Source organism: Rickettsiales endosymbiont of Peranema trichophorum (assembly GCF_004210275.1).
Lineage (GTDB): Bacteria > Pseudomonadota > Alphaproteobacteria > Rickettsiales > Midichloriaceae > RICK02.
The window spans coordinates 1-23,999 of sequence record NZ_SCFA01000026.1; the positions used below are offsets into that span (position 1 = coordinate 1).

At 40.0% G+C, this 23,999-nt stretch carries 22 protein-coding genes and 1 pseudogene; 19 read left to right on the plus strand and 4 right to left on the minus strand.

Going from position 1 to position 23,999, the window contains the following annotated elements; all coding sequences use genetic code 11:
* The first annotated feature begins 425 nt into the window (after positions 1-425).
* From EDM53_RS01060 to EDM53_RS01090, 7 genes are all read left to right on the plus strand, one after another.
* On the plus strand, positions 426-1,757 hold the full coding sequence (locus EDM53_RS01060; RefSeq protein ID WP_165379528.1) for a M23 family metallopeptidase: 1,332 nt from the start codon (positions 426-428) through the stop codon (positions 1,755-1,757).
* An 11-nt stretch (positions 1,758-1,768) separates the two neighbouring features.
* A complete protein-coding gene (locus EDM53_RS01065) occupies positions 1,769-2,527 on the plus strand; it encodes a murein hydrolase activator EnvC family protein (RefSeq protein WP_130121571.1) in 759 nt (252 codons plus the stop codon).
* Positions 2,528-2,693: 166 nt separating this feature from the next.
* Complete coding sequence (locus tag EDM53_RS01070) at positions 2,694-3,701, plus strand: DMT family transporter (RefSeq protein ID WP_130121573.1); 1,008 nt, start codon at positions 2,694-2,696, stop codon at positions 3,699-3,701.
* Positions 3,702-3,840: 139 nt separating this feature from the next.
* A complete protein-coding gene (locus tag EDM53_RS01075; RefSeq protein ID WP_130121575.1) occupies positions 3,841-6,567 on the plus strand; it encodes an AsmA family protein in 2,727 nt (908 codons plus the stop codon).
* Between the two features lie 292 nt (positions 6,568-6,859).
* Positions 6,860-7,135, plus strand: a complete 276-nt coding sequence (gene rpsT / locus EDM53_RS01080) for a 30S ribosomal protein S20 (protein ID WP_130121577.1) — start codon at positions 6,860-6,862, stop codon at positions 7,133-7,135.
* Between the two features lie 24 nt (positions 7,136-7,159).
* A complete protein-coding gene (locus EDM53_RS01085) occupies positions 7,160-8,626 on the plus strand; it encodes an ArnT family glycosyltransferase (protein ID WP_130121579.1) in 1,467 nt (488 codons plus the stop codon).
* Positions 8,616-9,326: a phosphatase PAP2 family protein gene (locus tag EDM53_RS01090; protein ID WP_130121581.1), complete on the plus strand. Its 711-nt coding sequence runs from the start codon at positions 8,616-8,618 to the stop codon at positions 9,324-9,326. Before EDM53_RS01085 ends, EDM53_RS01090 begins: the two co-directional genes overlap by 11 nt.
* Here EDM53_RS01090 and ribF read toward each other — a convergent pair.
* Together ribF and EDM53_RS01100 are read right to left on the minus strand one after the other, a co-directional pair.
* Positions 9,256-10,239: a riboflavin biosynthesis protein RibF gene (gene ribF / locus EDM53_RS01095; RefSeq protein WP_130121583.1), complete on the minus strand. Its 984-nt coding sequence runs from the start codon at positions 10,237-10,239 to the stop codon at positions 9,256-9,258. The genes EDM53_RS01090 and ribF overlap by 71 nt on opposite strands.
* A complete protein-coding gene (locus EDM53_RS01100) occupies positions 10,236-10,973 on the minus strand; it encodes a uracil-DNA glycosylase (RefSeq protein WP_130121585.1) in 738 nt (245 codons plus the stop codon). Before EDM53_RS01100 ends, ribF begins: the two co-directional genes overlap by 4 nt.
* Positions 10,974-11,103: 130 nt before the next feature.
* Here EDM53_RS01100 and rpmH point away from each other — a divergent pair, with 130 nt between their 5' ends.
* From rpmH to EDM53_RS01150, 10 genes are all read left to right on the plus strand, one after another.
* Positions 11,104-11,244 carry a 50S ribosomal protein L34 gene (rpmH, locus tag EDM53_RS01105; RefSeq protein ID WP_130121587.1) on the plus strand — a complete coding sequence of 47 codons (141 nt, stop codon included), beginning with the start codon at positions 11,104-11,106 and terminating at the stop codon, positions 11,242-11,244.
* Between the two features lie 13 nt (positions 11,245-11,257).
* Entirely contained in the window at positions 11,258-11,671 is a 414-nt protein-coding gene (gene rnpA / locus EDM53_RS01110) for a ribonuclease P protein component (RefSeq protein ID WP_130121589.1), read from the plus strand.
* Between the two features lie 186 nt (positions 11,672-11,857).
* A complete protein-coding gene (gene yidD, locus EDM53_RS06535) occupies positions 11,858-12,130 on the plus strand; it encodes a membrane protein insertion efficiency factor YidD (RefSeq protein WP_207215399.1) in 273 nt (90 codons plus the stop codon).
* Between the two features lie 51 nt (positions 12,131-12,181).
* Positions 12,182-13,861, plus strand: coding sequence for a membrane protein insertase YidC (gene yidC, locus EDM53_RS01120; RefSeq protein WP_130121591.1), 1,680 nt, complete (start codon positions 12,182-12,184; stop codon positions 13,859-13,861).
* 8 nt (positions 13,862-13,869) lie between these two features.
* Positions 13,870-14,967, plus strand: coding sequence for a tRNA 2-thiouridine(34) synthase MnmA (gene mnmA / locus EDM53_RS01125; protein WP_410528547.1), 1,098 nt, complete (start codon positions 13,870-13,872; stop codon positions 14,965-14,967).
* A 235-nt stretch (positions 14,968-15,202) separates the two neighbouring features.
* On the plus strand, positions 15,203-15,826 hold the full coding sequence (locus EDM53_RS01130) for a cation diffusion facilitator family transporter (protein ID WP_165379529.1): 624 nt from the start codon (positions 15,203-15,205) through the stop codon (positions 15,824-15,826).
* The gene (gene hslU / locus EDM53_RS01135) at positions 15,807-17,117 is read left to right on the plus strand and encodes an ATP-dependent protease ATPase subunit HslU (RefSeq protein ID WP_130121597.1); all 1,311 of its coding nucleotides are present in this window, start codon (positions 15,807-15,809) and stop codon (positions 17,115-17,117) included. Before EDM53_RS01130 ends, hslU begins: the two co-directional genes overlap by 20 nt.
* 73 nt (positions 17,118-17,190) lie before the next feature.
* The gene (gene ybeY / locus EDM53_RS01140; RefSeq protein ID WP_130121599.1) at positions 17,191-17,766 is read left to right on the plus strand and encodes an rRNA maturation RNase YbeY; all 576 of its coding nucleotides are present in this window, start codon (positions 17,191-17,193) and stop codon (positions 17,764-17,766) included.
* Positions 17,763-18,644, plus strand: coding sequence for a hemolysin family protein (locus EDM53_RS01145; RefSeq protein ID WP_130121601.1), 882 nt, complete (start codon positions 17,763-17,765; stop codon positions 18,642-18,644). The genes ybeY and EDM53_RS01145 overlap by 4 nt, the downstream gene beginning before the upstream one ends.
* Positions 18,645-18,696: 52 nt before the next feature.
* A complete protein-coding gene (locus tag EDM53_RS01150; RefSeq protein ID WP_130121603.1) occupies positions 18,697-19,812 on the plus strand; it encodes a mechanosensitive ion channel family protein in 1,116 nt (371 codons plus the stop codon).
* Between the two features lie 36 nt (positions 19,813-19,848).
* Here the strand turns inward: EDM53_RS01150 and EDM53_RS06540 are convergent, their stop codons facing one another.
* Together EDM53_RS06540 and EDM53_RS06545 are read right to left on the minus strand one after the other, a co-directional pair.
* Entirely contained in the window at positions 19,849-20,274 is a 426-nt protein-coding gene (locus EDM53_RS06540; RefSeq protein ID WP_410528548.1) for a PD-(D/E)XK nuclease domain-containing protein, read from the minus strand.
* Between the two features lie 582 nt (positions 20,275-20,856).
* Positions 20,857-21,564 (minus strand): annotated as a pseudogene (locus tag EDM53_RS06545) (AAA family ATPase); the annotation flags it as partial.
* Between the two features lie 160 nt (positions 21,565-21,724).
* On the opposite strand from EDM53_RS06545, the gene EDM53_RS01160 reads away from it, so the two are divergent.
* Both EDM53_RS01160 and EDM53_RS01165 read left to right on the plus strand, forming a co-directional pair.
* Positions 21,725-23,008, plus strand: coding sequence for a M16 family metallopeptidase (locus EDM53_RS01160; RefSeq protein WP_130121607.1), 1,284 nt, complete (start codon positions 21,725-21,727; stop codon positions 23,006-23,008).
* Positions 23,009-23,015: 7 nt separating this feature from the next.
* Positions 23,016-23,990, plus strand: coding sequence for a quinone oxidoreductase family protein (locus EDM53_RS01165; RefSeq protein WP_242507810.1), 975 nt, complete (start codon positions 23,016-23,018; stop codon positions 23,988-23,990).
* Positions 23,991-23,999 lie beyond the last annotated feature (9 nt).

Here is a 23,999-nt window from a genome sequence, read left to right on the forward strand (position 1 = left end):
TCCTATATATGTGAGGAGCGCAGACAAATTTTGACGACAAAATAACCACTCAGAATGAGTTAGGCAAGAGGTCTATTGTCGCAAATGTTGGTAACGATATAAAGGCTTGCAAACTTTTCAAATAACTCTTATATTCTCGCGTAAATGCCAATTCCCAAAAATAAATAAAGTTAGAAAATGTTAAGCCTAGTTCTGTGCGATTCCTCTGGCCCATTCGATCATTCAGGGCCCCAGATTTTCTTGTCCCCAGGCTGCAAGCTTCCTAGTGCCTCCTTTGCTCCTCACTATACCCAAATTTGCCATTTTCACGAAACCGAAAATCAATACTTGTGCCCCGTCCACTTAACGTAATTATTTTCCGAAATTTGGTATAAAGGTTTGCTTTTTTATAATTCAAATACACACTTTGCCACAATATGCATAAAATGATACCTGATAGGCTACACGTACTCCTGTTGCTACTGTTTTTGATTTCGTCTGGCTTCAACATATTTTTCTACACCTCGTTTCGAGACGTAAAGGATGCCCTGGAAACCCTCATCGCCTCAGAAGAAGAGATAGATATGGATGAAGATGACAAAGTCGTAACCGATGACTCGAAATTTCAGGTCATCGTTCAACAAGGAGATACCCTACACAAAATCTTTGCAGATGCAGGAATATCAACACAAGACTCATACAACATTGTTGAAAGCATCGCAAAGGTGTATGATGTCTCAAAGCTTGGTATCGGTAGCAACGTAGAAATTAAATTTCTACAAGAACCACAAGCGAAAGAACAGCCTGATGACTACTATTCCAAGATCGAGTACATCAAAATCACAACTGACAAAAATACCATTGATGTCACATACGATCCTCAGAACGTTTCATACTCCGCAGTTCTTAAAGACACACAATTGTTGTGTAAGGAAGAATTCGCAGAGGGCATAATAGACGGTAGTCTTTATGTGTCGGCCGCAAACCAGGGTATCAGTAATAAAAATATTATGAAACTCATTAACATATTTAGCCATGATGTTGATTTTCAAAGAGATATTCATACCGGCGACAAATTTGAAATATTGTACAAATATTACACCGACGAAACGGGAAATAAGAAAACCGATGGAGACATAATCTTTGCCTCTTTAACTCTCGGTAAAACAAGAAAAGAGATTTTCAAATTTGAAGCTTCAAAGGATTATGTAGACTATTTCGATAATGTTGGACAAAGTACAAAAAAAACGCTGCTGCGAACCCCTATTAATGGAGCAAGAATTACCTCCGGCTACGGCATGAGGAAGCACCCTATACTTGGCTACTCCAAGATGCATAAAGGATTGGATTATGGAGCTCCTAAAGGTACTCCAATCTTTGCTGCAGGCGATGGTGTAGTGGAGTTTGTCAAAATCTCAAGTAGAGGCTACGGAAAACACCTCAAAATTAAGCATAGCTCAAAATATGCTACATTGTACGCACACTTAGACAGATTTGGCAAAAATATCAAGCAAGGAGCAAGAGTACGCCAGGGACAGGTCATAGGGTTTGTCGGTAATACCGGAAGCACAGACGGTGGAGCACATCTACATTACGAGGTGCACGATAGAAATCAGCAAGTCAATCCCAATAAGATCAGCTTCGCTAAGTCTCCGCCACTCTCCGGCACCACTTTAGAGCTGTATAAGAAATATATCACAGATATACACAACAAAATTCGAGACTTTAGAAATAATAAGTCTGTCGCAAGCAATATCAAACTTAATACCAATCTTTGAACTTCGGCCTTATGAAAATTACTTTCGCACTATTCCCAATCCTAATCACTGCATCACTTCTGTTACAGGGTTGCACTGTTCATACCAAACCAGCACCTGTAGAAAGAAAAGAACATGTTTTTTATGGTAAAAATCATAAAACAACAAAAGTACAACAGCAGGATTACAGGCGAGACAGTACATCAAGTAGAGAATTAAGTGATGATAATAATGCATCTGCCCCACAAGATACAAACACTACTCTACCAGAACGAGACGTGCAAATTCAAGAGGAGACCAAACAGCAAGAAAAAGCTGACGTGTATAATGAACAAAGCTTGACAGAACTTGAAAAAGAACTTGGAACCATCAATATAAAGCCAACCTCCAAATCAAATTTCTCACATCCACACCCACTCAATTCTAGAGCCTTCACTTGGCCTTTAGAAGGACAGGTGCTCTCACGATATGGACAAGCCCCAAGCCCATTCCATGAAGGCATCATCATAACTGCACCGATCAACTCCCCTGTTATGGCAACCAGCGCTGGAGAAGTAGTATATGTAGGAAGCACTGTCACAGACTATGGGAAATTTGTAATCATCAAACACGCAAACAACATTTTTAGCAGTTATGCAAATAATGCATCCGTGTTAGTCCAAAAAGGTGATGTTGTAAGACAGGGACAAGTAATAGCTAAAGTTGGTAGAACAGGTGGTGTACAAAAACCACAGCTTTACTTTGCCATCAGAAAAGGTAGAACAACAATTAACCCAGATGCACCTCTATAATCCGCTTTAATTTATTGCATCATATAGTTCTTTTTGTATAATGTATAAACTGATGCCCTATTAGAAGTTGTTAAAAGTTCAATGATACTAACATTGTCGCAAACGTTAAATACAAATTCAAAAAGCCCGCTATGCGGGCTTTTTTCTTATCTAGAGGCAAATCACTATGCTTACACAACCTAGCAACCGTTATTCTGCCCTATACGGTATAGGATTCATGCTAATCAACACCATCGCGCTCTCCGTACTCGATATCACCGCAAAAATATTGAGAGTATCACTAAGTGGAGCTCACATAGTATTTCTGTATAAACTGATATTGTTGTTGGCAATATTACCATGGGTCTTTAACGACGGACTCCAAAACATTAAGACAACAAGGATACACATTCACCTAATTCGTAGTTTCTTCAGCGTCATGGGCGCAATATCATTTGTACATGGACTCCATTACGTTGATATGGCAGATGCTGCAGCTCTTGAAAATATCCAGTACATATTGCTTGTAATTATCGGTATGGTATTTTTTAGTGAGAGCGTCACAAAAACTAAAATAGTAGCAGTGTTGCTAGGTTTCTTTGGTGCAATCATTGTTGTACGTCCAGAACTCATACACATATACGCACTGTCTGAAGAAATCTCAAAAATTGCTACATCCAATAAGTTCTATGGCTATACCTTCATGGCAATAGGTTTCTGGACATTAAATACAGTATCCGTCAAAGTTCTTGGCAGAACTGAAAAAAACAAAGCACAAATGTTTTATTTAATGTTGTTTGCATGTATGTGGTCCGCACCAATAGTATTCATACAGTGGGAATGTTTGATAGTTGGCGACCGTGCCCTCACACTTTTAGGGATACCTCTTCATCTTAATCCCGTTGGACTTATATCCTTGACAGATATCAACATAGAGTGGTGGCATCTTAAATACCTACTATTAATGGCTTGTTGTTATTTCATACATGGAGTCGCTTACTTTAAAGCTCTACAGCATGAATTATCTATAGTGGTACCCTTCCGTTATACCAAATTGCTGTTCAGTGGAGTATTGGGCCTGTTGTTGTTGGCAGAACGTCCCGCATTGGGCTCCTACTATGGATACGTTCTAATCATCATATCAGGACTTCTATTGATCAACACAGAAGTACGTAAAGCCCGTAGGCTCCACTAAACCTCTTGTGATTGAGGTTTTGGAGAAGAAAAGCATTAAAGAAGCCATAACAAAAAAGATATTAGTTGACCGTCTTTCAGGTCGATTGTTAATATCAAGTATAAAGTGTGACTAGTAGTATCTCAAGGGGGAGGTCAAGATGCTTCGCGTTCTGGTAAAAATTTTCATCTTTTTGTTATGTGTGCTGTGTACTAGCCATTTAGTGTTGCAATACACTCCTTTGAACTACTATAAGTCGGAGATTAGGCGTGCTCTCAAAAAGCGTTTCAACGTCGATATTATAGTGCAAGGTGACTTAAAATTTTATATTTTACCCTTTCCACACTTTCAACTGAACGACGTTAAGGTATCATCCAATGATGAGCCCCTATTTGAGAGTCAAACGATTGAGCTATATGGTTTAAATACACCAAGTAGACTGTTTGAAACACTCGATTTAAGAAAGGTGAGACTAGAAAAAGTAGATTTTTATGCAGATCAAATAAAGAAGTACATATACTCCACGTCTCTGCTTCAAAAAAGTTTAAAGGTAGAGGCATTGGAGATAGTAGGCTCCAACGCTTACGTTCTTTATTCTGATACTGGAGGATCAAAGACACGATATGCGCAGAATATCAACATCAACGTAAATTACGGTTTGGAAGGAAATGGGCGCGCAATGTCGATTGGTGGGACATTTGAGGTATTTGGGCGTCCGTTTAGCATAACGGGTAATTTGAAGACAGGGCGTGGTGATTTTGATGAGAGAGGTACCATGCATATATCGTTAGAGGACAGCTTTACTTTGGTAAAACTAGAGGGGGATACAAACAAACTATTGATGGAGCCTACTTTAAAAGGCAGGATCACAGGTTATTTGAAGAAGCTGAATGCTAAGTCTGGTAAGACTGAAATTGATCAAACCGCTGCATCTATTGATGCTCAACTCGATCTACATGACGATGCTGTAGAGATAACGCAGATCATGATCAATACAGACTCTCTAAAAAAGCTACAAGGGGTAGTAAAGCTTGGATTGAGTAAAAAAAACAAGAAACTGGACGTTAACATGTCGGCATCGTCTGTAAATATCGACGATATTAAACTTTTTGATCGGCATAGCGATTCTTTAAATCACATAGAATTCACGTCTGGATTTGCGCGCACATTTGACGTACTTGCGACTTATCTTGTGAATTCCAAAGTCAACATATCAGTTGATGCTTTAGAATTGCACTCTCAACAACTCAAGAATTTAGTAGTAGATATAGGCGATGAAGAAGGGCGGACCATTTTAAACGAGCTTTCTGTATACCTTCCTGGTGACGCTAAACTACAGCTTAATGGAGTTATAGACACCAATGAGGTCAGATCGAAGTTTACGGGTGATATTGCCTTTGCATCGAGAGATTTGGGAAGCTTCATTCAATGGTTTGGAGGTCAGCCCTCTAGGTCAAATTTATGGAAAAGCATACTGTTCAAGTCCAAAATCGCCGTGCTGCCTAACATGATCAAAGTATCTCAGATCAGGTCCATACTGGATGATACCACTCTTGTTGGTTCAGCGTACGCTAGAGGTAGTCACATTGCCGAGCTACAGTTTGATTATGATTTAAAGTTGCATCAGGTCAATATGGATAATCTAGGCTTGTCGGAAGCGTTTGATAAGCTTCTGACAAAGCTCTACATTGCGGATTTGGATCGTAGTGGGCGTATGCATGACATATTAACTGGGGATTATCTCTGGTTGCGGGGAATCACTAGCAGAACGCACTTGAAATTGGACATAGAGAAAGCGGTGTTTAAAAACAATGTATATCCGGATGTAAAGTTATCAATGATGGTGCAACCTAACGTCATTGAAGTAGACAGGCTACGTGTTGACTCTGACGTTGCGAATTTTGATAGTTTTCTGACATTTGATATTCGTACTTTCAAACCATCTATTACAGCCAACATTGATTTTAAACATCTCGATGCTATCGCATTTTATCATAGGATATTTCCAAGCACAGTGGCATTGAAGCAATCATTTCTTGACTATGTCGGCAAGATCGATAGCAGTAAAAACGAAATAGAATACTTGCTTTTGCCGAGAACACCATCATATTTTAATTTTTTTAGCGCAAATAACTACAATGCTAGAATAGCTTTGAAAGCTTCAAAATTTAGTATTGGAGAACAAGTTGTAGATTCTCTGGATGGGACTCTGAAGCTTTTCAATGGAGTATTTATGCTTGAAAATTCCAAGTGTGACATCTTTGATGGTACGCTTGTGGTGGACGGTAACATCGCTATTATGACTCCTGTGCCATCTGTTGCACTATCTTTTGCCTTATATAACTTTAATCCGGACAGATTGATTACAACCTTAGGAGGGCAAGGTGGGCAGTTAAAGGGATATGTGAACGTTAGTGGATTGCTTGGCACAAGTGGTACTAATATTGATGAGATGTTTGATAGCGTAGAGGGAAAAGGTACCTTGATAGGAAAACAAGTGGAGGTTGGTGGGTTTGATCTCAACAAGGTCCTGACTGCATTAGAGCTTCCTATTCCTGCTGCTGATAAACTTACTCAAATCAACTACTACATTAAGCAAGGAGTGACGAAATTTGACAGTATTACGGGTCAGCTCAATTTACAAAAGCGCATAGTGAATGTTGAAAATTGCCTTTTGAAAAGCTCTAGAGTGAGTGGGGCTTTTTCAGGGGCTTACGATACGAGCACTAATTTAATGAGTACTCTGTCTAAATTTTCCTTCATACCCTATGGTAGCACTATGCCTATACAGGTGAAATATAATGGCAAAGGTAGTCTTAGAAATAGAAACGTAGCAATAGATATGGCAAGTATCTTTGCTGACATAAAGTACAGAAACAACAAATAATAGCAATTCCTATTTTTGAATGTTCCAAACGGATTTTGTGAAACTCTGCTTTGTGCGTGTATTTCAATACGCTTATGCAGCCTCATCTTCCCCCTTTGTCACTTCCGTACTCCTCCTTTGCAATTCCGCTCCCTTTTTTGTCATCAACTTTCTATAATTGACGGACATGAAATCGGGGAAGATGACAAGCAGAAACTGGACCTATCATCTCAAGATGAATTTGACTTTCAGAATAATCTCGTGTAACAATGCTTTTAATGTTTTGTAGTTAAAATTAAAAAACGCATAAAAAATGGCAAATCACAAATCGGCAGCAAAGGCATTCTCAAGGTCCACAAAATTAAATGCAATCAACAGGTCCAGAATAAGCCGTATCAAGACTTTCCTTGGAAAAGTCGAGGCTTTTATTCGTAATCGCGATTTTTCTCAAGCGAAGTCCGCTTTAGTTGTCGCTGAATCCGAGATGATGAAAGGCGTTTCAAAGGGGGTCCTCAAGTTAAATACGGCATCCAGAAGGATTAGCAAACTGTGTATGAAAGTCAAGGCTCTCGACCAGCACAAGGCTTAGGGCACATTGTGTTGAGTGCTTGATATGGTTGTGTGGAGTGCTCGCCAGTTTTCTTTTTTTGCTGTATCTTTTTTCTTGTTGCTTGTCAGATTGTGTTGGCTCAAATTTAATGGTTTAGAGCTTTATGTAGATGAAGCTCAATATTGGGTCTGGTCCAAGCACTTGGACTTTGGATATCACTCGAAGCCACCTTTCGTTGCATGGGTTATAGCATGCTCCACTTACTTGTTTGGTGATGGTGAATTTGGTGTCAGATTTTTCTCACCGGTATTGCATTTTTGCACCGGTTACGTGGTATACCTGAGTGCGAAGGAATTTGACAAGGAGCGTGCATATCTGGCGGGACTACTGTACGTCACAATGCCAGCAGTTTTTCTGTCTTCTGCTGTTATATCGACTGATCCAATTTTGCTACTGTTTTGGTCCCTGGCGTTTTATTATTTTGTGATGGCGTTAAAAACCGAAGGACTAATCCACTGGGTTGCCTGCGGTATATTTTGTGGATGTGGTCTTCTTACAAAATACAACATGATCTTTTTTGTAGCTTCTGCGTTTTTATATTTGCTGATGCACAAAAGAGAGCTACTAAAAGCAAGTTGGGGCCCATATATCGCAACTTTTTTGGCATTTATTATTTTTTGCCCAAATATTCTTTGGAATCTGCACCATAATTGGGTGAGTGCATCACATACTTTAGAACTTGCGAGTGGTTACAACAAGCATTTTACAATATCATCGATGCTGGAGTTTCTACTCGGGCAATTCTTTGTATTTGGACCGCTTGTGTTTTTATACTTGTTGGTGATAATTTACAAGTTCTTGTGTATCAGGCATCAAGAGAGAAATGGGCATGATACAGTGCACAATGAGGCAATACTTGTATACTTTTTATTGCCGATTTTGCTGGCAATGTTGGTGCTGGCATTTGTGTCTCGTGCGTATGCTAACTGGGCCGCTCCCTGCTATATAACGGCATGTATTCTTGTAGCAACTTTAAGTGTCAAACAATGGAAGAAGTACGTCAAGATCTCTGTTGTTTTACATGTTTTAATAGGTATATCGATCATGTTGCACCAAGAGGTATTGGAGAGGTTTGATTGTACTATACACCATCGTTATGACATTTTTGAGCGTTTAAGGGGAGGACGTAGTATTGCTCAAGAAGCATTATTAATGCATGACCAGTATCCAAAGGCCCTGATAGTTGCAGAATCCAGAAAAGATATGGCCCTACTCTCGTATTATACAAGAGGGGTGGACTTAAAGTTATTTAAGTGGAATCCTTCAGGTGTAATCAACGATTATTTTGCGGAGACAACGAATTTGAATCACTTTAAGTCTCATGATCTTGTGATAATCTCTGCATCTCAAGTTACTCCCAAAGTTTTTGAAAAGTATGGTGATGATGTAAGATTTTTATTTTGTTTTGGTTTACATCATCAAAACTTAAAAAGATGCATATTTTATATGGAGAATTTTCATGGGTACTAGATTTATTACGCTTTTCGCAATATTTGTGTTATCCATCGCGCTGCTGTTTTTTTACAGAAGCGATATTGATTTGGCTGTAAGCGGGTACTTTTACGATTTTATTTTTGGTTTTTATCTCAAAAGTAATCCGGTGGTATCGCTAATCAATAGTAGCGTGGTGGTACTTGCTCAACTACTTTTAGTGGGTTGCATCGTTGCGCTTGTACTGAGGTTTATTGCGGTACGCTCTATGCATCCAAGACACTACATACCTATCCTGTATGTTATTTTTGTATACGCAATAGGTCCTGGATTAGTTGTGAATCTAGTATTTAAAGAAAATTTTGGCAGGGCGCGACCTATGCACGTTGAACAATTTGGAGGAGAGCACAAATTTACACCAGCATTTGTTATATCAAATCAGTGTAACCATAATTGTTCTTTTGTTTCCGGACATGCTTCCATAGGGTTTATGGTATTTGCCTTTGGATTCTTGCAAAAGGGAAGGAAGCGCATGGTATATAATTTATTGGCGCTATTTTTAGGTTTTGGTTTTGGTTTGGCAAGAATAGCAAAAGGCGCGCATTTTTTGAGCGATGTAGTCTTCTCGGGCGTTGCTGTATACGCGGTTGCTTATATTTTAGCCCTGATTATGCTGTCAGAGAAGACTCCACCCAACTCTCGTCCAGTACGGACGGGATTGCTTGAGAAGCGAAGGTGATGTCCTGTTGTATTTGTGTTTTCAAGTCCTCGATCCCTGCAAACTTTCTCTCAGGACGAATGAAGTGGAGTAGCTCGACTTTCAGGTGTTGTCCGTGAAGTTCAACATTAGGGAGCTGAAAAAAATGGGCTTCTAGGGTTGGTTTGCTACTATTGAGAAATGTGGGTTTTACTCCTACATTTGCGATGCCGTAGCATACTTGACCTTGAATCTCTGCACGTATAAGGTACACACCGTATAGTGGATGACACAAATCATCTCTCAGCTTTATATTGGCGGTTGGAATGCCGAGCCTGCCAGCTACTCCATCTCCTCGACTTACTATGCCTGAAACGTGATACCATCTTCCTAATAGATGTTTTATGATTCTAAAGGCACCAAGTTGCATTAGTGCTTTGACGTTAGAGGAAGATGCCTGATGTTCATTCCATTTGATACGTTCTAATCTTTCATATGTGAAGTTTTTGGTAGCGGACATATGAACTAAGAGCTTTTGATTTCCTTCTCTATTTTGACCAAAATGAAAATCAGAGCCTGTCACAAGATGTTTCATCTTGAGTTGTCGTATCAAAACATCTTCAAGGAATATTGAAGGGGATAAGTGAGATACATCATGATTGAAGTGTATTATCAATAATGTATCTACTCCCAATTCTTGAATAATTTTAGCTTTTTCATCAAAATCCAAGATATTTAGATGTTTTTGTTTTGAGGCGCTTAGTATTTCTGACGGATGTGGTATAAATGTGATGACGGCGCTTGTAATGTTCAGATCTTTTGCGGCTTGCACGCAGCGTTTGATTACAAGTTGATGTCCTATGTGCATACCATCAAAATTCCCGATTGCAAGGGATGTTCCTTGGTGCCAATCAGTGTGCTTGTGGAATGATTCTAGGCCGTCGACAATTTTCATACCTTTAATTTCTTTTGTATTTTTAGTATATCATACCACATGTCTTTCTTTTTGAATGGAGAACGGAGGAGATATGATGGATGAAAAATTACACTGGCTGGTATTGGGGATTGCATGTAGCGATTTGAATACTGAAACTCTTGATGTCGTATGGAGTGCATTGGCAGTTGGAGCTTCAAAAGCGATTCAACGGCTGTATTACCAACCAATATAATTAACTTTGGTCCAACTAATGCCACGTGCTTTTCAACAAATGGTCTACACGTTTCTATCTCAAGAGAGGTAGGCCTTCTATTGCCTGGTGGTCTCCAGAAAACGGTGTTAGTGATGTACACGCTTTCTCTTGTGAGCTTGATGGAGTACAATATGTTATCCAGAAGCTTACCGCTAGGTCCACAGAAAGGAATGCCTTGCTGATCCTCACTAGCGCCTGGGGCTTCACCGATAAGCATTATTGAGGCTTTTGGGTCGCCATCAGCAAAGACTGTCTTTTGAGCTTGTTGTTTGATTTCACAACCATCGAAGGCCCTAATAGATGCCTCCAATTCCTTAAGCGTTGTGCATCTATCTGCAATGCCTCTAGACTGTGACATTACACCTTCATTGCTTTTCTCTTTCTCTGGTATTGAGATGGCACTAGTGAGCTCTTGGAATCTATCGACTGGCTGGGATGATAGGAAGCAATCGACTCCGGACTCTATATAAAGCTCTAATATTTGTTTCTTTGTTGTCATAAGATAGTTTACTGCTTGGTATGAAGCATAGTGCTATTTTTATAGCAAAAGATCAACAGATAACTTGTTGACTGGGTTTAGGACAATGTGCTATAAACTTATGGCAAAGCAATATCAAATGAGTCAGTAAATGGCGACTAAAAGAACGTATCAGCCTAGTGTCCTGGTGAGAAAGCGTAGACACGGTTTTAGAGCGAGAATGTCAACAGTTGGTGGACGTAAAGTTATCTCTAATAGAAGAGCTAAGGGCCGTCATGCGCTTAGTGCATGATTTGTAGAAATGGGTGAAACTAGATAGAATTACTAAATCTAACGATTACCGTAGGATACATCGGTCTGGTGCTGTCCTACACTCCTTTGCGTTTATCTTGCTGTACGGTATTGTTTCTGACCATTTCCTGGAAGATTCGACACTAAAAGTGGGCTTGACTGTATCCAAAAAAGTTGGCAAGGCTGTTGTAAGAAACAGGTGCAAGAGAAGGCTCAGAAGTATTTTGAATGAGATTGCTTCTTGTCTAAAGCTGAGCGGGATGGTAGAGGTTGTGGTCGTAGCAAAATCAAAGATGGCGGACGTAAAATACGAGAGATTGAGGAATGACATGATAGCTGCATTTAGTAAAATTCAGTCACAGAGAGTCTGTCCGGAAATTAATTGGAATGAAAAGAATCTGGATAAAAGTAGTCTGTTAAGTGGTTAGCAAAGAGATATGGACCCCCGCTTTTGCGTGAAATGACAGAGGGGGCGGGGGGAAGCGACAAAGAAGCTCCCAGAATGACAGGGAGAGCTACCATAGGCTTCCCTTGATTATCCATCGCTTCTGTCTTGCTACTAAGACCATTGCTAAAAATATTATGCAAATGCATTTAAAACATAATTGATTGTTATGAAGATCATCAAATACGCTCTTATCTTGATTTTAAAAGCTTATAAGAGGTTTATATCTCCCATTTTTCCAATGCGTTGTAGATTTTATCCTAGTTGTTCTGACTATGCTATACAATCTATTGGTTGTCATGGTATAATCCGTGGTGTATATTACGCAATTTTAAGAGTACTAAGATGCAACCCTTTCAGTTCAGGAGGGTACGATCCTGTTGTGCGAATGGATAAAGCAGACGATGGGAATCGGGACACTGGTCAAAATACGATGAAATAACGTTAAATATCAAAGGCGATAAAACTTAATGTCAGAGGAGAGCTATTAATAATGTCAGAGCAGCACAGACTAATCACAGCACTTATTTTGTCTTCAGTAGCCATATTGGCATGGCAGTATTTCTTTGCACCACCTACAATGCCACCTAAGGCGACACACCAGGAGGTTACTGTTGCAATGCCAGTCAAACAAATTGAAGTGGCCGAAGCAGTTGATAAGACGGTTTTGATTAAGGAAGGTTTTCAAAATGGTAACAGAGTTAGTATCAACACTTCTGCATTAAGTGGTTCAATCAATCTTGTAGGGGCACGTATAGATGACGTAGCATTTCAACAATATCTGGTTAGCAACGATTCCAACAGTGACAGGGTGACTTTTTTTGCCCCATCTCAAGCTCATCAATCATACTTTAGCGAAGTTGGTTGGACAACAGATCAAAGGAATCTGATACTACCAACCTCACAGACTGTTTGGAAAGCCAGCAAACGTGAACTAAAAGAGAATGATAGCGTCACATTGTATTGGATCAGCCCACAAAATATCAAATTTTCAATAGAGATTGCATTGGATGATCACTACATGTTTGATATCAAAAAAAGCGTTACTAACCTATCAAATGAAGCGGTAGAGCTACAGTCATACTATTTGTTGAGTCGGAGTTTTTATGAGAACAAAAGCAATGTCATAAGCCATGAAGGAGTAATAGGAGTGATGGGAGGGATATTGAACGAAGTAACGTTTGAGGACTTATTGAAAAAAAGAAAGATTGGCTATGAACACCAGAATGGTGGATGGATAGGTTTTTCAGATAAGTATTGGCTTGCTGCGATCATACCGGCGCCTGAACTGCAATTTAAGGAGGAGCTTATAGCTTTTGATGATCGCAACAAGCCGAAATTTCAGGTGTCGGTGCTGGAGAACAAGGTGGTGATACAGCCAAGTACGTCTTCAACTAGCCAGGTTAGACTCTTTACGGGCGTAAAGAAATTGGACTTGTTGGATGAATATCAGAACAAATATCACATTGCTTTATTTGATAGAGCAGTGGATTTTGGAATGTTATATTTTATAACGAAGCCAATTTTTATTTTATTAAGCTACTTTTACAAATTGATAGGCAATTTTGGATTGGCTATTTTGTTACTGACTGTAGTCATCAAGATACTTCTTTTTCCACTTTCCTACAAAGGGTTTAAGGGCATGAACAGGTTAAAGGACTTGCAGCCGCAGATAGCTTTGTTAAAAGAAAGGTGTAAGGACGATTCGACAATGTTTCAAAAGGGATTGATGGAATTGTACAAAAAGGAGAAGGTCAATCCATTGTCTGGTTGTCTCCCTCTTTTACTGCAAATGCCTATCTTCTTTGCCCTTTATAAGGTTTTGTATGTCACGTTGGAAATGCGACATGCTCCTTTCTTTTTGTGGATACACGACTTATCAGCCCCTGATCCTACCACAATATTTAACCTATTTGGGTTGATACCGTGGACCCCTCCTTCATTCTTAGAAATAGGGGTGTGTCCTATTATCATGGCGATCACGATATACATTCAACAAAAGCTTAGTCCTGCTCCACCAGATCCGGTTCAGGAAAAGGTGATGAGCATGCTTCCAGTGATCTTTTTATTTGTGTTTGCCTCTTTTCCATCTGGATTGGTTATATATTGGGCTTGGAGCAACATCCTTTCGATCATACAACAATCGCTTATTAAAAAGTTAACGAAATGCTAGGTACCAGTTTGAGAATCGTAGTAGCTATGTCTGGTGGGGTCGATAGCTCTACAGTAGCTGCAATGTTAGCAAACGAAGGTTACGAAGTAATAGGCATTACGATGCAACTTTATAACAATGCAGGCGATCTAGGAATCGAGAGAAAAGGTACATGTTGTGCAGGGCAAGACATATATGACGCGCAAGTTGCTGCAAGCAAAATAGGCATTAAACACTATGTTTTGAACTATGAGAGTGTTTTTAAAAAAGAGGTGATCGACGATTTTGCTGATAGTTATTTGCGTGGAGAAACGCCAATTCCTTGTGTCAAATGCAATCAGACTGTCAAGTTTAGGGATTTATTGAAAGTTGCAAAAGACTTGGGAGCTAACGCTTTGGCGACTGGGCATTACGTGAGTAAACGTATAAACGATGGAATTTCAGAGCTGCACAAGGCTAAGGATGCGCTTAAGGATCAAAGCTATTTCTTGTTTCACACAACAAAGGAGCAATTAGACTTTTTGATGTTTCCTCTTGGGGGGATGCATAAATCTGAAACAAGAGAGATGGCTAAAAAGTACGGTCTACCTATTGCAGAGAAGCCGGACAGTCAAGACATATGCTTCGTGGGGGGGCAATCGTACGCTGATGTAATAGGGAAACTGAGGCCTGGTGCTCTTGATCCTGGTGAGATTGTTTACAAAGACGGTACTGTACTTGGGGTACATAACGGTATTATAAATTTCACTGTTGGACAGAGAAAGGGGATAGGGGTGTCACACAGCACTCCTTTATATGTCCTGGCGATAGATCAAAAGACTAATAGAGTGACAGTTGGAGAAAAGAGTGACTTAAATGCGACTGTGCTACACGTAGGAAATTTAAATTGGCTTGGTCTTGGGGACAAGCCATATGAACCGTTTGAATGCCAAGTAAAGTTAAGATATAGTCAGGACACAGTAGATGCAAAAGTGATCCCGCTACAAAACGACGTGTATAAAGTTGAGCTAGACGAACCATATACAGCAATTAGCCCTGGGCAAGCTTGCGTGATGTACGACAACACAAGGGTACTTGGGGGGGGCTGGATTTTAAGACGAGATCAAGAGGCCTTTGGTTCGCCTTGATGAAAAATAAAATTTGATATTACGTCTAAATTTGTAGTAATACTATCAGTATAGTTATATAATAGATGTACTTGTATTTTTAGGTTCAAAGCTTCTACGTGACGTTTATGCTGTGCGGTAAACCTCCCCCAACAGTATGTTTTGAGGGGGCAGAGCTAGGCATTATCTGGTCTCTTTCACTGGAACGTCGGCAGAGCTCAGCCATCTCTGTTATGAGGTAATTAGTAAGCACAACATGCATTTAAGCGCAGTACAATCATTGGATAAACAAACGGATTACAAGTACTCTTTGTTCCTTGTACTATGTATACACGTTGTGATGTTTTTCTTTATAGCTGGAGCTGGAGTAATTGCGGGCTCTAGTGCGGTGATTGCTGACTCTATGGATTTCATAGCGGATGCAGCAAACTATGGTTTAAGCATCTATGTTCTTAACAAGAGTACCAGGATTAGAGCTTGGGCGGCTGTTTTCAAAACCATATGTATGCTTTTTGGTGTTGTACCGATTTTTACATACATACTGTTTAGATATGATACGACAGTATTGCCAAACCACGAGATTATGTCTGTTACCGGGTCTTGCGCTATCGTAGCACATATTGTTTGTGTGTACTATCTGTATAAGTGTCGTAATGGGGACAGTAATCTGGTGTCTGTCTGGGTTTGTACGGTGACAGATCTGATTAGTAATTTATTGATCATTATTGCCTCGTTCTGTATAATGATAACGCACTCTGTCGTCCCTGATATAATCGCTGCTATACTGATTATCAGCATTGCATTTTTTGGTGCGATTGCAGTCCTGAGGAGAGCTATTAATGAAATAAAAATGAGCAACGATGCAATCACTTACTCCTAAACAGATCGTAGAAAGCTTAGACAGATTTATAGTTGGTCAGAATCAAGCCAAGTGTGCTGTTGCTACTGCCCTGAGGAACAGATGGCGTAGAAAGTACGTTCCTGAAGACATTCGCAATGAAATTGTACCTCATAATATACTGATGATTGGACCGACTGGAGTTGGCAAGACTGAGATAGCTAGGAGGCTGGCGGGTCTTGCGAATGCTCCATTTGTGAAAGTAGAGGCTACAAAATTTACCGAAGTAGGATACGTAGGAAGAGATGTGGACTCGATCATTAGAGATCTTGTAGACACTGCGATAGCGCTTGTTAAAGAAAAGAGGCTGAAGGAGATACAGCAGAAGGCTGCTGAAGCGGCTACCATAAGGCTGGTTAACGCAATAGCTGGTGAGGGGGCTGCTCCTGAGACTAAGCAGCGATTTTTTGAGCAATTTAAAGAGGGGCTACTTGACACAAAGGAAGTAGAAGTGAGGATACATGACACTGCAAGTGGGACCTTTCCTACTATCGACATTCAAGGTGGTCCTCAAATGGGGATATTTAACTTGAACGACTTACTGAGCAAGGCGCTTGGTGGTCCTAAGATGAAAACGGTGACGCTGAAGGTAAAAGAAGCCTATAAGATACTATTGAAGGAAGAGAGTGAGAAACTGGTTGATGAGTCTGCGGTAATAAAAGAGGCTATAGAGTTAGCGGAAAATGACGGTATCGTTTTTATAGATGAAATAGACAAGATATGTTCCAGAGGCGTTCAAGGGACTAGAGCTGACATCAGTCGTGATGGTGTGCAAAGGGACTTGTTACCTCTGCTGGAAGGTGGTTCTGTTTCAACAAAACACGGCACGATCAAAACGACTCATATACTCTTTATTGCTTCTGGAGCATTTCACACTGCCAAACCTTCCGATCTGCTGCCTGAATTGCAGGGTAGATTACCTGTCAGGGTGGAGCTTAGTCCGCTTTCTGAAGATGATATGCTCAGGATTTTAAAGGAGCCACAATACAGTCTTCCAAAGCAGTACGTTGCATTACTGGCTGTAGAGAATGTGGAATTGAAGTTTACGGAGGATGGTCTTAAGGAGATTGCAAAGATAGCAACGAATATGAACAAAGATGTAGAAGACATTGGAGCGAGGAGGTTGCGTACCATTATAGAGAAAATGCTGGAAAGCATTAACTTTACTGCGCCGGATATTGCACCGATTAAAGTGGTGGTTAACAGGAAATATGTGGCTTCTCACATCGCTTCCTTGACTCTCACAAACGATTTAAATAAGTTCATACTGTAACAATGTGCAGGGGAAGATAAGATGCGTAGTTACACAAAGATGAAGGTTAAGCTTTAATAGTGCGTGGGTATCTATGAAAGAGCTGATTGATCTTCCGAAAGATGGAATAACGGTGGATGTGGTATTTGACTCACCGTTGTGGACTCAACAAAGCTTAGCCAACCCTTCATTTAAGCCTCTTAACACGAGAGCGTTTATCACAAGAGTTATTTGTGATACTCTAGGGTATGTAGGTTTACCTATGCATTGTGGACAACGATTGGAGTTGGTAGTGTTACTTTCGGATCTATCGAAGATGCACGCATTAAATATGAAGTATAGGGGTGAGGACAAACCTACGAACGTTTTATCCTTTCCGAATTATGACTGTACCAAAGGAAACTACAGGACGATTTTGAAAGATGAAATAGATGTTTATCTAGGTGATATAGCCTTAAGCTATACAACTGTACTTGAAGAATCTATAATTCAAGAAAAGAGGTTTCAAGATCATCTTGCTCACCTTACTGTACACGGTATACTACATTTACTTGGGTATGATCATAATTTAGCAGAGGATGAGGCAGTGATGCAGGAGCTGGAGGTAAATCTGCTAGGGGGTATGGGCATTGCAAACCCCTATGTTATGGAACGTAAAGAGGTGTTGTGAGTATCAATAATAGTGACGTTAACAGCAAGAGTATACTGAAAAAGGTATATGGGCTGATTCTTGGTTTGGTGAACAGAATGCGGCAAAAGCCCATTAGTCTTGAGGAGTCTGTTAATGAACTAATCAAGGAACATGACCTTACTGATAGTATATTAAGTGAGGAGAAGGTGATGTTAAAAAACTTCATCGATTTTAGAGATCTTAAGGCTTCTGAGGTCATGGTCCCGAGAACCGACATTATTGCTATACCCCAAGACAGTTCTTTTGATGATTTACAGGAGAAGTTTATAGTATCGGGCAATACCAGACTTCCTGTATATCAAAGCACTCTTGATGATATTGTCGGTTTTATTCACATGAAGGATTTTTTTCCATATATCATTCGCAAGAAAGAAACGTTTGATTTAGCAAAAATCATGAGAGAGCTCTTGTATATACCGAGATCTATGAAGATCATGGATTTACTTGCTAAGATGCGCCACTCCAGAATTCACATAGCTATCATTGTGGATGAGTATGGAGGTACTGACGGTCTACTAACTATAGAAGACATTATCGAAGAAATTATAGGGGATATAGAGGATGAACACGATGTTGTAGATACGTTAGAATTGGTCAGTAGTCGTGGTAACGTATTTATGATAGATGGAAGGGCAAGGATTACGGACATAGAAGAAAGGTTTGGTATCTCATTTACCTCTGAGGAAGATGATTACGAGACTTTTGGTGGGTTCATTGCTTCTTACCTTGGTAGAATTCCGAACAAAGGGGAGAAATTCACTCACCCTGCGGGGTTGGAACTTGAAATAGTTGAAAGCGATGGCAGAAAAGTCAGACTAGCGGAGGTTAAATTGCTCGGGCAGACCATAAGTCAGTGATACGGACACTGTTATCAAACTGTTTTATAAAAACTGGTGATTAGGTTGATTTATGTCTCAAGTGTATGGTCCTTTAGTTACAGTCACGTTGGCTGTTATTTTTGACGTGTGCTGTGTTTTAGCAACTGTCTACCTATGCACTGTTGTGATTGACAGGGTTGTAGAAGCATTGAAGAGTAAATCTACCGCATGTGCGTTTCTTGCTTCTCCACACGTAAAAAAGTCCATCAAGTTCATGTTGTGGATGGTGGGTCTCGCGATCTCGATGCAGAATATAGTGGTTTTGCTGGCAACGAACTTAATACTGCAGCAACAAATGTTATACACATACATAGTTGCCAAGAACGTGACTTTTGTGTTGTACATAGTATTTGTGGTGCTTGTTGCATTTTCTATTATGCAGACTATTAAAGCTTTAGAAAACCAGTGGATTAACGACATCAAAAAAGGCAAATTAGCAAAAATTGACACTATTACGATTGATATCGTTGCTAAGATCCTCAAAATATGCGTTGTGACCGTCTTTGCTATGTTTTTACTAGAACGATTTGGAATCGGTACTAGTGGTGTTATAGCATTTGGTGGAATGGGAGGTGCTGCAGTTGCTTTTGCTTCACAAAATTTGTTAGCAAATTTTTTTGGCACATTACTGATTTATTTGGATCGTCCTTTTTTGATAGGAGAGGAGATTGTAATTAAGGAGATGGGTATAGAGGGTCGTGTTGAGGATATAGGGTGGAGGATCACAAAGATTTTGGATAAAGATCACATACCAATTTTTATTCCCAATGCGAATTTTTCAAAAGTCTGGATAGTGAACAAATCAAGAAGTAGCAATAGGCATATGCTTGATAAAGTTGGTCTACAACTTTCTGAAAAGGCGAGTATTGAACATATTGGGGTTTTAATAGGAAAGTTGGAGGTATCTTTAGCCAAGCATCATGGTATTGATCTAGAGCAGCCGATAACGATTTTGTTGACTGATTTTGTACCGAAGGCGGTGGAGTTGACAGTTGATCTATACATCAAGACTACTGAGTACAAGGTTTTTCAAAAAATTAGGCAGGATATAATGCTGCTGGTCTTTAACATAGCGGTTGATGAAGGATACAACGTCATCTTCTCGAACGATAACAAAAAGATGATACAGGTGCATCAGGGTCACTAGAGCGTCCCCACCGTATTGATTTTAAGTTCTCGGTTATCATCCACACGTCAATTGCAACTTTTCACTCACCAAACACAGTTGTTTTCCACAAAACGCAAGACCTATTGCAAGTACCTCATTCACCCCGTTTTGCTTAAAAAGCTCCAGATACTGCTTGTCCTTCACTTGCTTTAGTCCTTCTTTCGCTTTTGCCCTCAGCTTCTTTGGGTCATCTGTTGCCTTAAACTCCAGCAATATCCCACCTCTCTCACTCCGCTTTGGCAACATCACCACGTCAAATCTTCCAAGCCCCGATTCTTGATTGGACCGTATGTAGTATTCTCCTCTTAATCCCACTACTAGTCCCAATATAAATACATGAAATACTTGTTCCGGCGTGTTCTTATTAAAGTCAAAGTAACTACCGCTTTGCATGATATAGCTTGCGATGTACAACTCAAATCTTTGCATATCGCCATCCATCAGGCTTCTCACAAAGCTGTCGTATGACCCAACTCTTGTTGCTTTGCTGAACCATCCCTTGATGGCTCTGCTATATACAAAGCTTACTTCCTTGTTTGGTATACATAGCTCCACTATCGTTTCCTCTTCAAGTCTACGGCCCAATACCTTCAAATATCCCGCGTACAATAACAGGCTCCACAAGGCTTCTGGCTTCTCCTCTATCTCTGGAAACACCAAATTCTCAGACAGCACTTGCGTGATTACCTTACCCTGGAGTAGTTCCTCAAACTCTTTTTTGACTTCTGCTCCTGCACTCTCCAATAAATCTCCTATCAATCCGTTGCCTGATGTGTTAACCCAGTATTCCTTTAATATGCCTTCGTTGTCCAAGCAGTTAATTATAGACCAGGGATTGTACAATACGTGTTTGCCTATTTGATAGCCGTTGTACCACTCTTTTATCTCGCTGATCGTCACAGAACGTTTTGTCTTCTGCAATAGCTTTACAACTTCATCTTCCGTGAATCCAAAGTATTGCCCAAGCCTTTCTCTTAGCATGGAATATACGGAGATGTTGTTTAACCCAGAAAACAAACTCTCCTGAGAGATACGCGTGATTCCTGTGACCACTGCCTTTGTCAGATAGCTATTATCTTTTAATGCCTGGCCTAGTATACCACGCATTAACTCTGTAATTTCATTATAGTAATCTTCCAAATACCCCTCTTGTATCGGTGTATCGTACTCGTCTATCAATATAATTGGGTTCTTGCCACAATACCTCTGTATGTAGAGGCATAGACACTGGAGTGATTCCTCGATCTCTGAACGTTTGCTTGTCTTGTACAACAAACGGTTAAACACTCTCTTCTCGTTATCACTCAAACAACCAGATTCTAGCAGGTATCTATGCTGCCCATACAACCTACTGATCAACGACACTATATTCGCATATGCATCCTCGTACTGTGATTTCTTCACATCCTTGAACGATATAAATATCACTGGATATTTGTTTTGATGCTCCTCACAAAAAGCTCTGTCCTGCCCTATATTTAGCTTCTCAAACAAATTCTCATCTTTTGGCTGACTAAGATCTAAAAAGTAGTACAGCATCGACAAGTTCAATGTTTTACCAAATCTTCTAGGTCTTGTGACTAGTATAATATCAGCACCATCCTCCATTACTTCCTTGATCAACAGCGTCTTGTCCGTAAAGACATAGTTACCTGTTGCTATCTTTCTAAAATCGCTGACTCCTACCGGTAGTTTCATGGGACGTTTTGTTTTTAATGATCTTGCACTCATTTTACCCTTGACTCGGCTACATTACTAGCTTTTCTTTACTATACGACTGTATAGCTTCACATAATTGGATGTTATGAAATTAATGTGTCACACTTATAAAGTGTTGAATTTTTTGTCAGTCTTTATAGTATCGAACAAGCAACAACAAATGTAAAAAACAATGCCAAACCTCAATTTTATATCTCTACCAAATCAAATAACGATTGCCCATGATTCAATGACTGAAATAGAAAGTGCTTCTATTAGCGTTTTAGTCAAGACTGGTAGCAGGTTTGAAGATGAGTCTATATGTGGCATCTCTCACTTGTTAGAGCACATGGCGTTCAAAGGGACCAAGACACGTTCTGCTCAACAAATTGCAGAAGAATTTGACATGATAGGTGGACATTTCAACGCATATACAAGCAGAGAAAAAACGGTATATTACACGAAAGTATTAAAAGACGATATTCAAACAGCAACTGATATTCTTGCTGATATCATACAAAATTCAGTGCTTGCAGAGGAAGAACTGGAAAAAGAGAAGAGGGTGGTACTGCAGGAAATTGCCCAAACAGAGGACACTCCAGATGATATAGTATTTGACCATTTCCAATCGGCAGCATTTCCGGATCAGCCTCTTGGCAGATCGATTTTGGGGACGCCGGATATAATTACAAACATGAGTCGGGATACCATCTTGAATTATATAGATGAACAGTATAAGGCCAGCAACATTATTATTGCTGCTGCAGGGAACATCAAGGCAGAAGAGTATAAAGCTTTAATGTCTGATAAATTTTCCTCCTTATCTGTGGGTTACAAGAAAGAGCCGATGAAAAGCAATTACATAGGTGGAGAAACAAGAGTCCATAAAGACTTGGAGCAAATACACATTATATGTGGCTTTAAAGGGCTTTCCTATTACGACAACGATAGCATTGATCGATCCTACTACACTCAGCAGATCTTAGCGATCATCGCGGGGGGTGGAATGTCTTCTAGGTTGTTTCAAGAGGTGCGTGAAAAAAGAGGTCTGGCCTATACAATTTATGCTTTTAGTACGCATTATTCCGATACCGGTATATTTGGGGTATACTCAAATACACATCCACATCACATCAACGAATTAATAGATGTGGTGTCGGCTGAGCTTCAAAATATGTCGTACAAAATTACTGAAGAAGAACTCGTAAGAGCAAAAGCTCAACTTAAGGCAAGCTTGTTAATGGCGCGTGAGTCTTCATTGTCAAGGGCAGAGAAACTTGCATCCAATCTTGCAAAATACGGTAGAAACATACCAACTGAGGAATTACTAAAAGAAATAGACGCGGTGAATGTAGAGGCGGTACGCTCACTGTTGAACGTCATACTGAGCAGCAACGACAAACCCACTATTTCTAGTATTGGCAAAAATGAAAAACTATATCAATATGACATTATAGTAGGTAAATTTAAACTGTGATGTGTCGATGGATATATCTCTTGCTTTTGACCCAACCAACGCCGGTTACTTTAGTGTCCGAAATGAGGAGAAAATAGGTGAGCCTGAACCGGATGAGGTTATTATAAGGCACACAGCAATAGGAGTAAATTTTGTAGATGTTTTGATGAGACAAGGCAAATTGGCTCTACCTGCTGTGAGCAAGGGTATATGTGGCTTTGAAGCATGCGGAGTGATACAGAAAATCGGTCGCAACGTTCAGAAATTTGACATAGGACAACGGGTTGCATATGCAACTGCTCCTGCAGGGGCGTACTGCACAACTAGAGCGGTTCATAGCAAGTACATAGTGGCTGTACCAGATGATATAGATGATAAGGTTGTAGCAGCAAGCCTCTTTAAAGGATTGACGGCGCATTACCTAGCATTCAGACTTTTCATTGTCACTGACAATGTCTCTGTAGTCGTACATTCTGCAGCAAGTGGAGTTGGCCAGATTTTAGCACAATGGTGTAAAAATCTTGGGGCACTTGTAATAGGAACGGTCGGGGCTGATTTTAAAAAAGCAACGGCACAAGAGTATTGTGATCACGTGTTTAACTACAACACAGAGAACTGGCAGCAAGAAGTTATCAAAATAACAGAAGGTAAGGGGGTTAATGTTGTGTATGATTCAGTTGGGCGCTCAACCTTTGGGAGGTCATTGGATTGTCTAATGCCTATAGGAATAATGGTACTGTATGGTGAGACGTCAGGCGGTATAGAGCAAGTGGATTTAGATTTGTTGTCTAGAAGGTCATTGTTTTTGACTTGTCCAAATCTTTTTGATTATAAAGGCAACAGAATGGAATTGATAATGAGCGCGGAGGAAGTTTTTAACAATATTATTGCAGGTTCGTTGAAGGTCAACATTGCTAAAGAATTTCCTCTCACAGAAGCGGAGCAAGCCCATAAGCTTGTTGAAAGTGGAAAGACCATCGGCTCTGTGATACTGATACCGTAGCACACGTGG

Bases quoted from the DNA above. Each gene is read 5' to 3' on its own strand.
- EDM53_RS01060 (WP_165379528.1), top strand. From the start codon at position 426: ATGATACCTGATAGGCTACACGTACTCCTGTTGCTACTGTTTTTGATT.
- EDM53_RS01065 (WP_130121571.1), top strand. From the start codon at position 1,769: ATGAAAATTACTTTCGCACTATTCCCAATCCTAATCACTGCATCACTT.
- EDM53_RS01070 (WP_130121573.1), top strand. From the start codon at position 2,694: ATGCTTACACAACCTAGCAACCGTTATTCTGCCCTATACGGTATAGGA.
- EDM53_RS01075 (WP_130121575.1), top strand. From the start codon at position 3,841: ATGCTTCGCGTTCTGGTAAAAATTTTCATCTTTTTGTTATGTGTGCTG.
- rpsT (WP_130121577.1), top strand. From the start codon at position 6,860: ATGGCAAATCACAAATCGGCAGCAAAGGCATTCTCAAGGTCCACAAAA.
- EDM53_RS01085 (WP_130121579.1), top strand. From the start codon at position 7,160: ATGGTTGTGTGGAGTGCTCGCCAGTTTTCTTTTTTTGCTGTATCTTTT.
- EDM53_RS01090 (WP_130121581.1), top strand. From the start codon at position 8,616: ATGGGTACTAGATTTATTACGCTTTTCGCAATATTTGTGTTATCCATC.
- ribF (WP_130121583.1), bottom strand. From the start codon at position 10,239: ATGAAAATTGTCGACGGCCTAGAATCATTCCACAAGCACACTGATTGG.
- EDM53_RS01100 (WP_130121585.1), bottom strand. From the start codon at position 10,973: ATGACAACAAAGAAACAAATATTAGAGCTTTATATAGAGTCCGGAGTC.
- rpmH (WP_130121587.1), top strand. From the start codon at position 11,104: ATGGCGACTAAAAGAACGTATCAGCCTAGTGTCCTGGTGAGAAAGCGT.
- yidD (WP_207215399.1), top strand. From the start codon at position 11,858: ATGAAGATCATCAAATACGCTCTTATCTTGATTTTAAAAGCTTATAAG.
- yidC (WP_130121591.1), top strand. From the start codon at position 12,182: ATGTCAGAGCAGCACAGACTAATCACAGCACTTATTTTGTCTTCAGTA.
- EDM53_RS01130 (WP_165379529.1), top strand. From the start codon at position 15,203: ATGCATTTAAGCGCAGTACAATCATTGGATAAACAAACGGATTACAAG.
- hslU (WP_130121597.1), top strand. From the start codon at position 15,807: ATGCAATCACTTACTCCTAAACAGATCGTAGAAAGCTTAGACAGATTT.
- ybeY (WP_130121599.1), top strand. From the start codon at position 17,191: ATGAAAGAGCTGATTGATCTTCCGAAAGATGGAATAACGGTGGATGTG.
- EDM53_RS01150 (WP_130121603.1), top strand. From the start codon at position 18,697: ATGTCTCAAGTGTATGGTCCTTTAGTTACAGTCACGTTGGCTGTTATT.
- EDM53_RS06540 (WP_410528548.1), bottom strand. From the start codon at position 20,274: ATGGATGGCGATATGCAAAGATTTGAGTTGTACATCGCAAGCTATATC.
- EDM53_RS01160 (WP_130121607.1), top strand. From the start codon at position 21,725: ATGCCAAACCTCAATTTTATATCTCTACCAAATCAAATAACGATTGCC.
- EDM53_RS01165 (WP_242507810.1), top strand. From the start codon at position 23,016: ATGGATATATCTCTTGCTTTTGACCCAACCAACGCCGGTTACTTTAGT.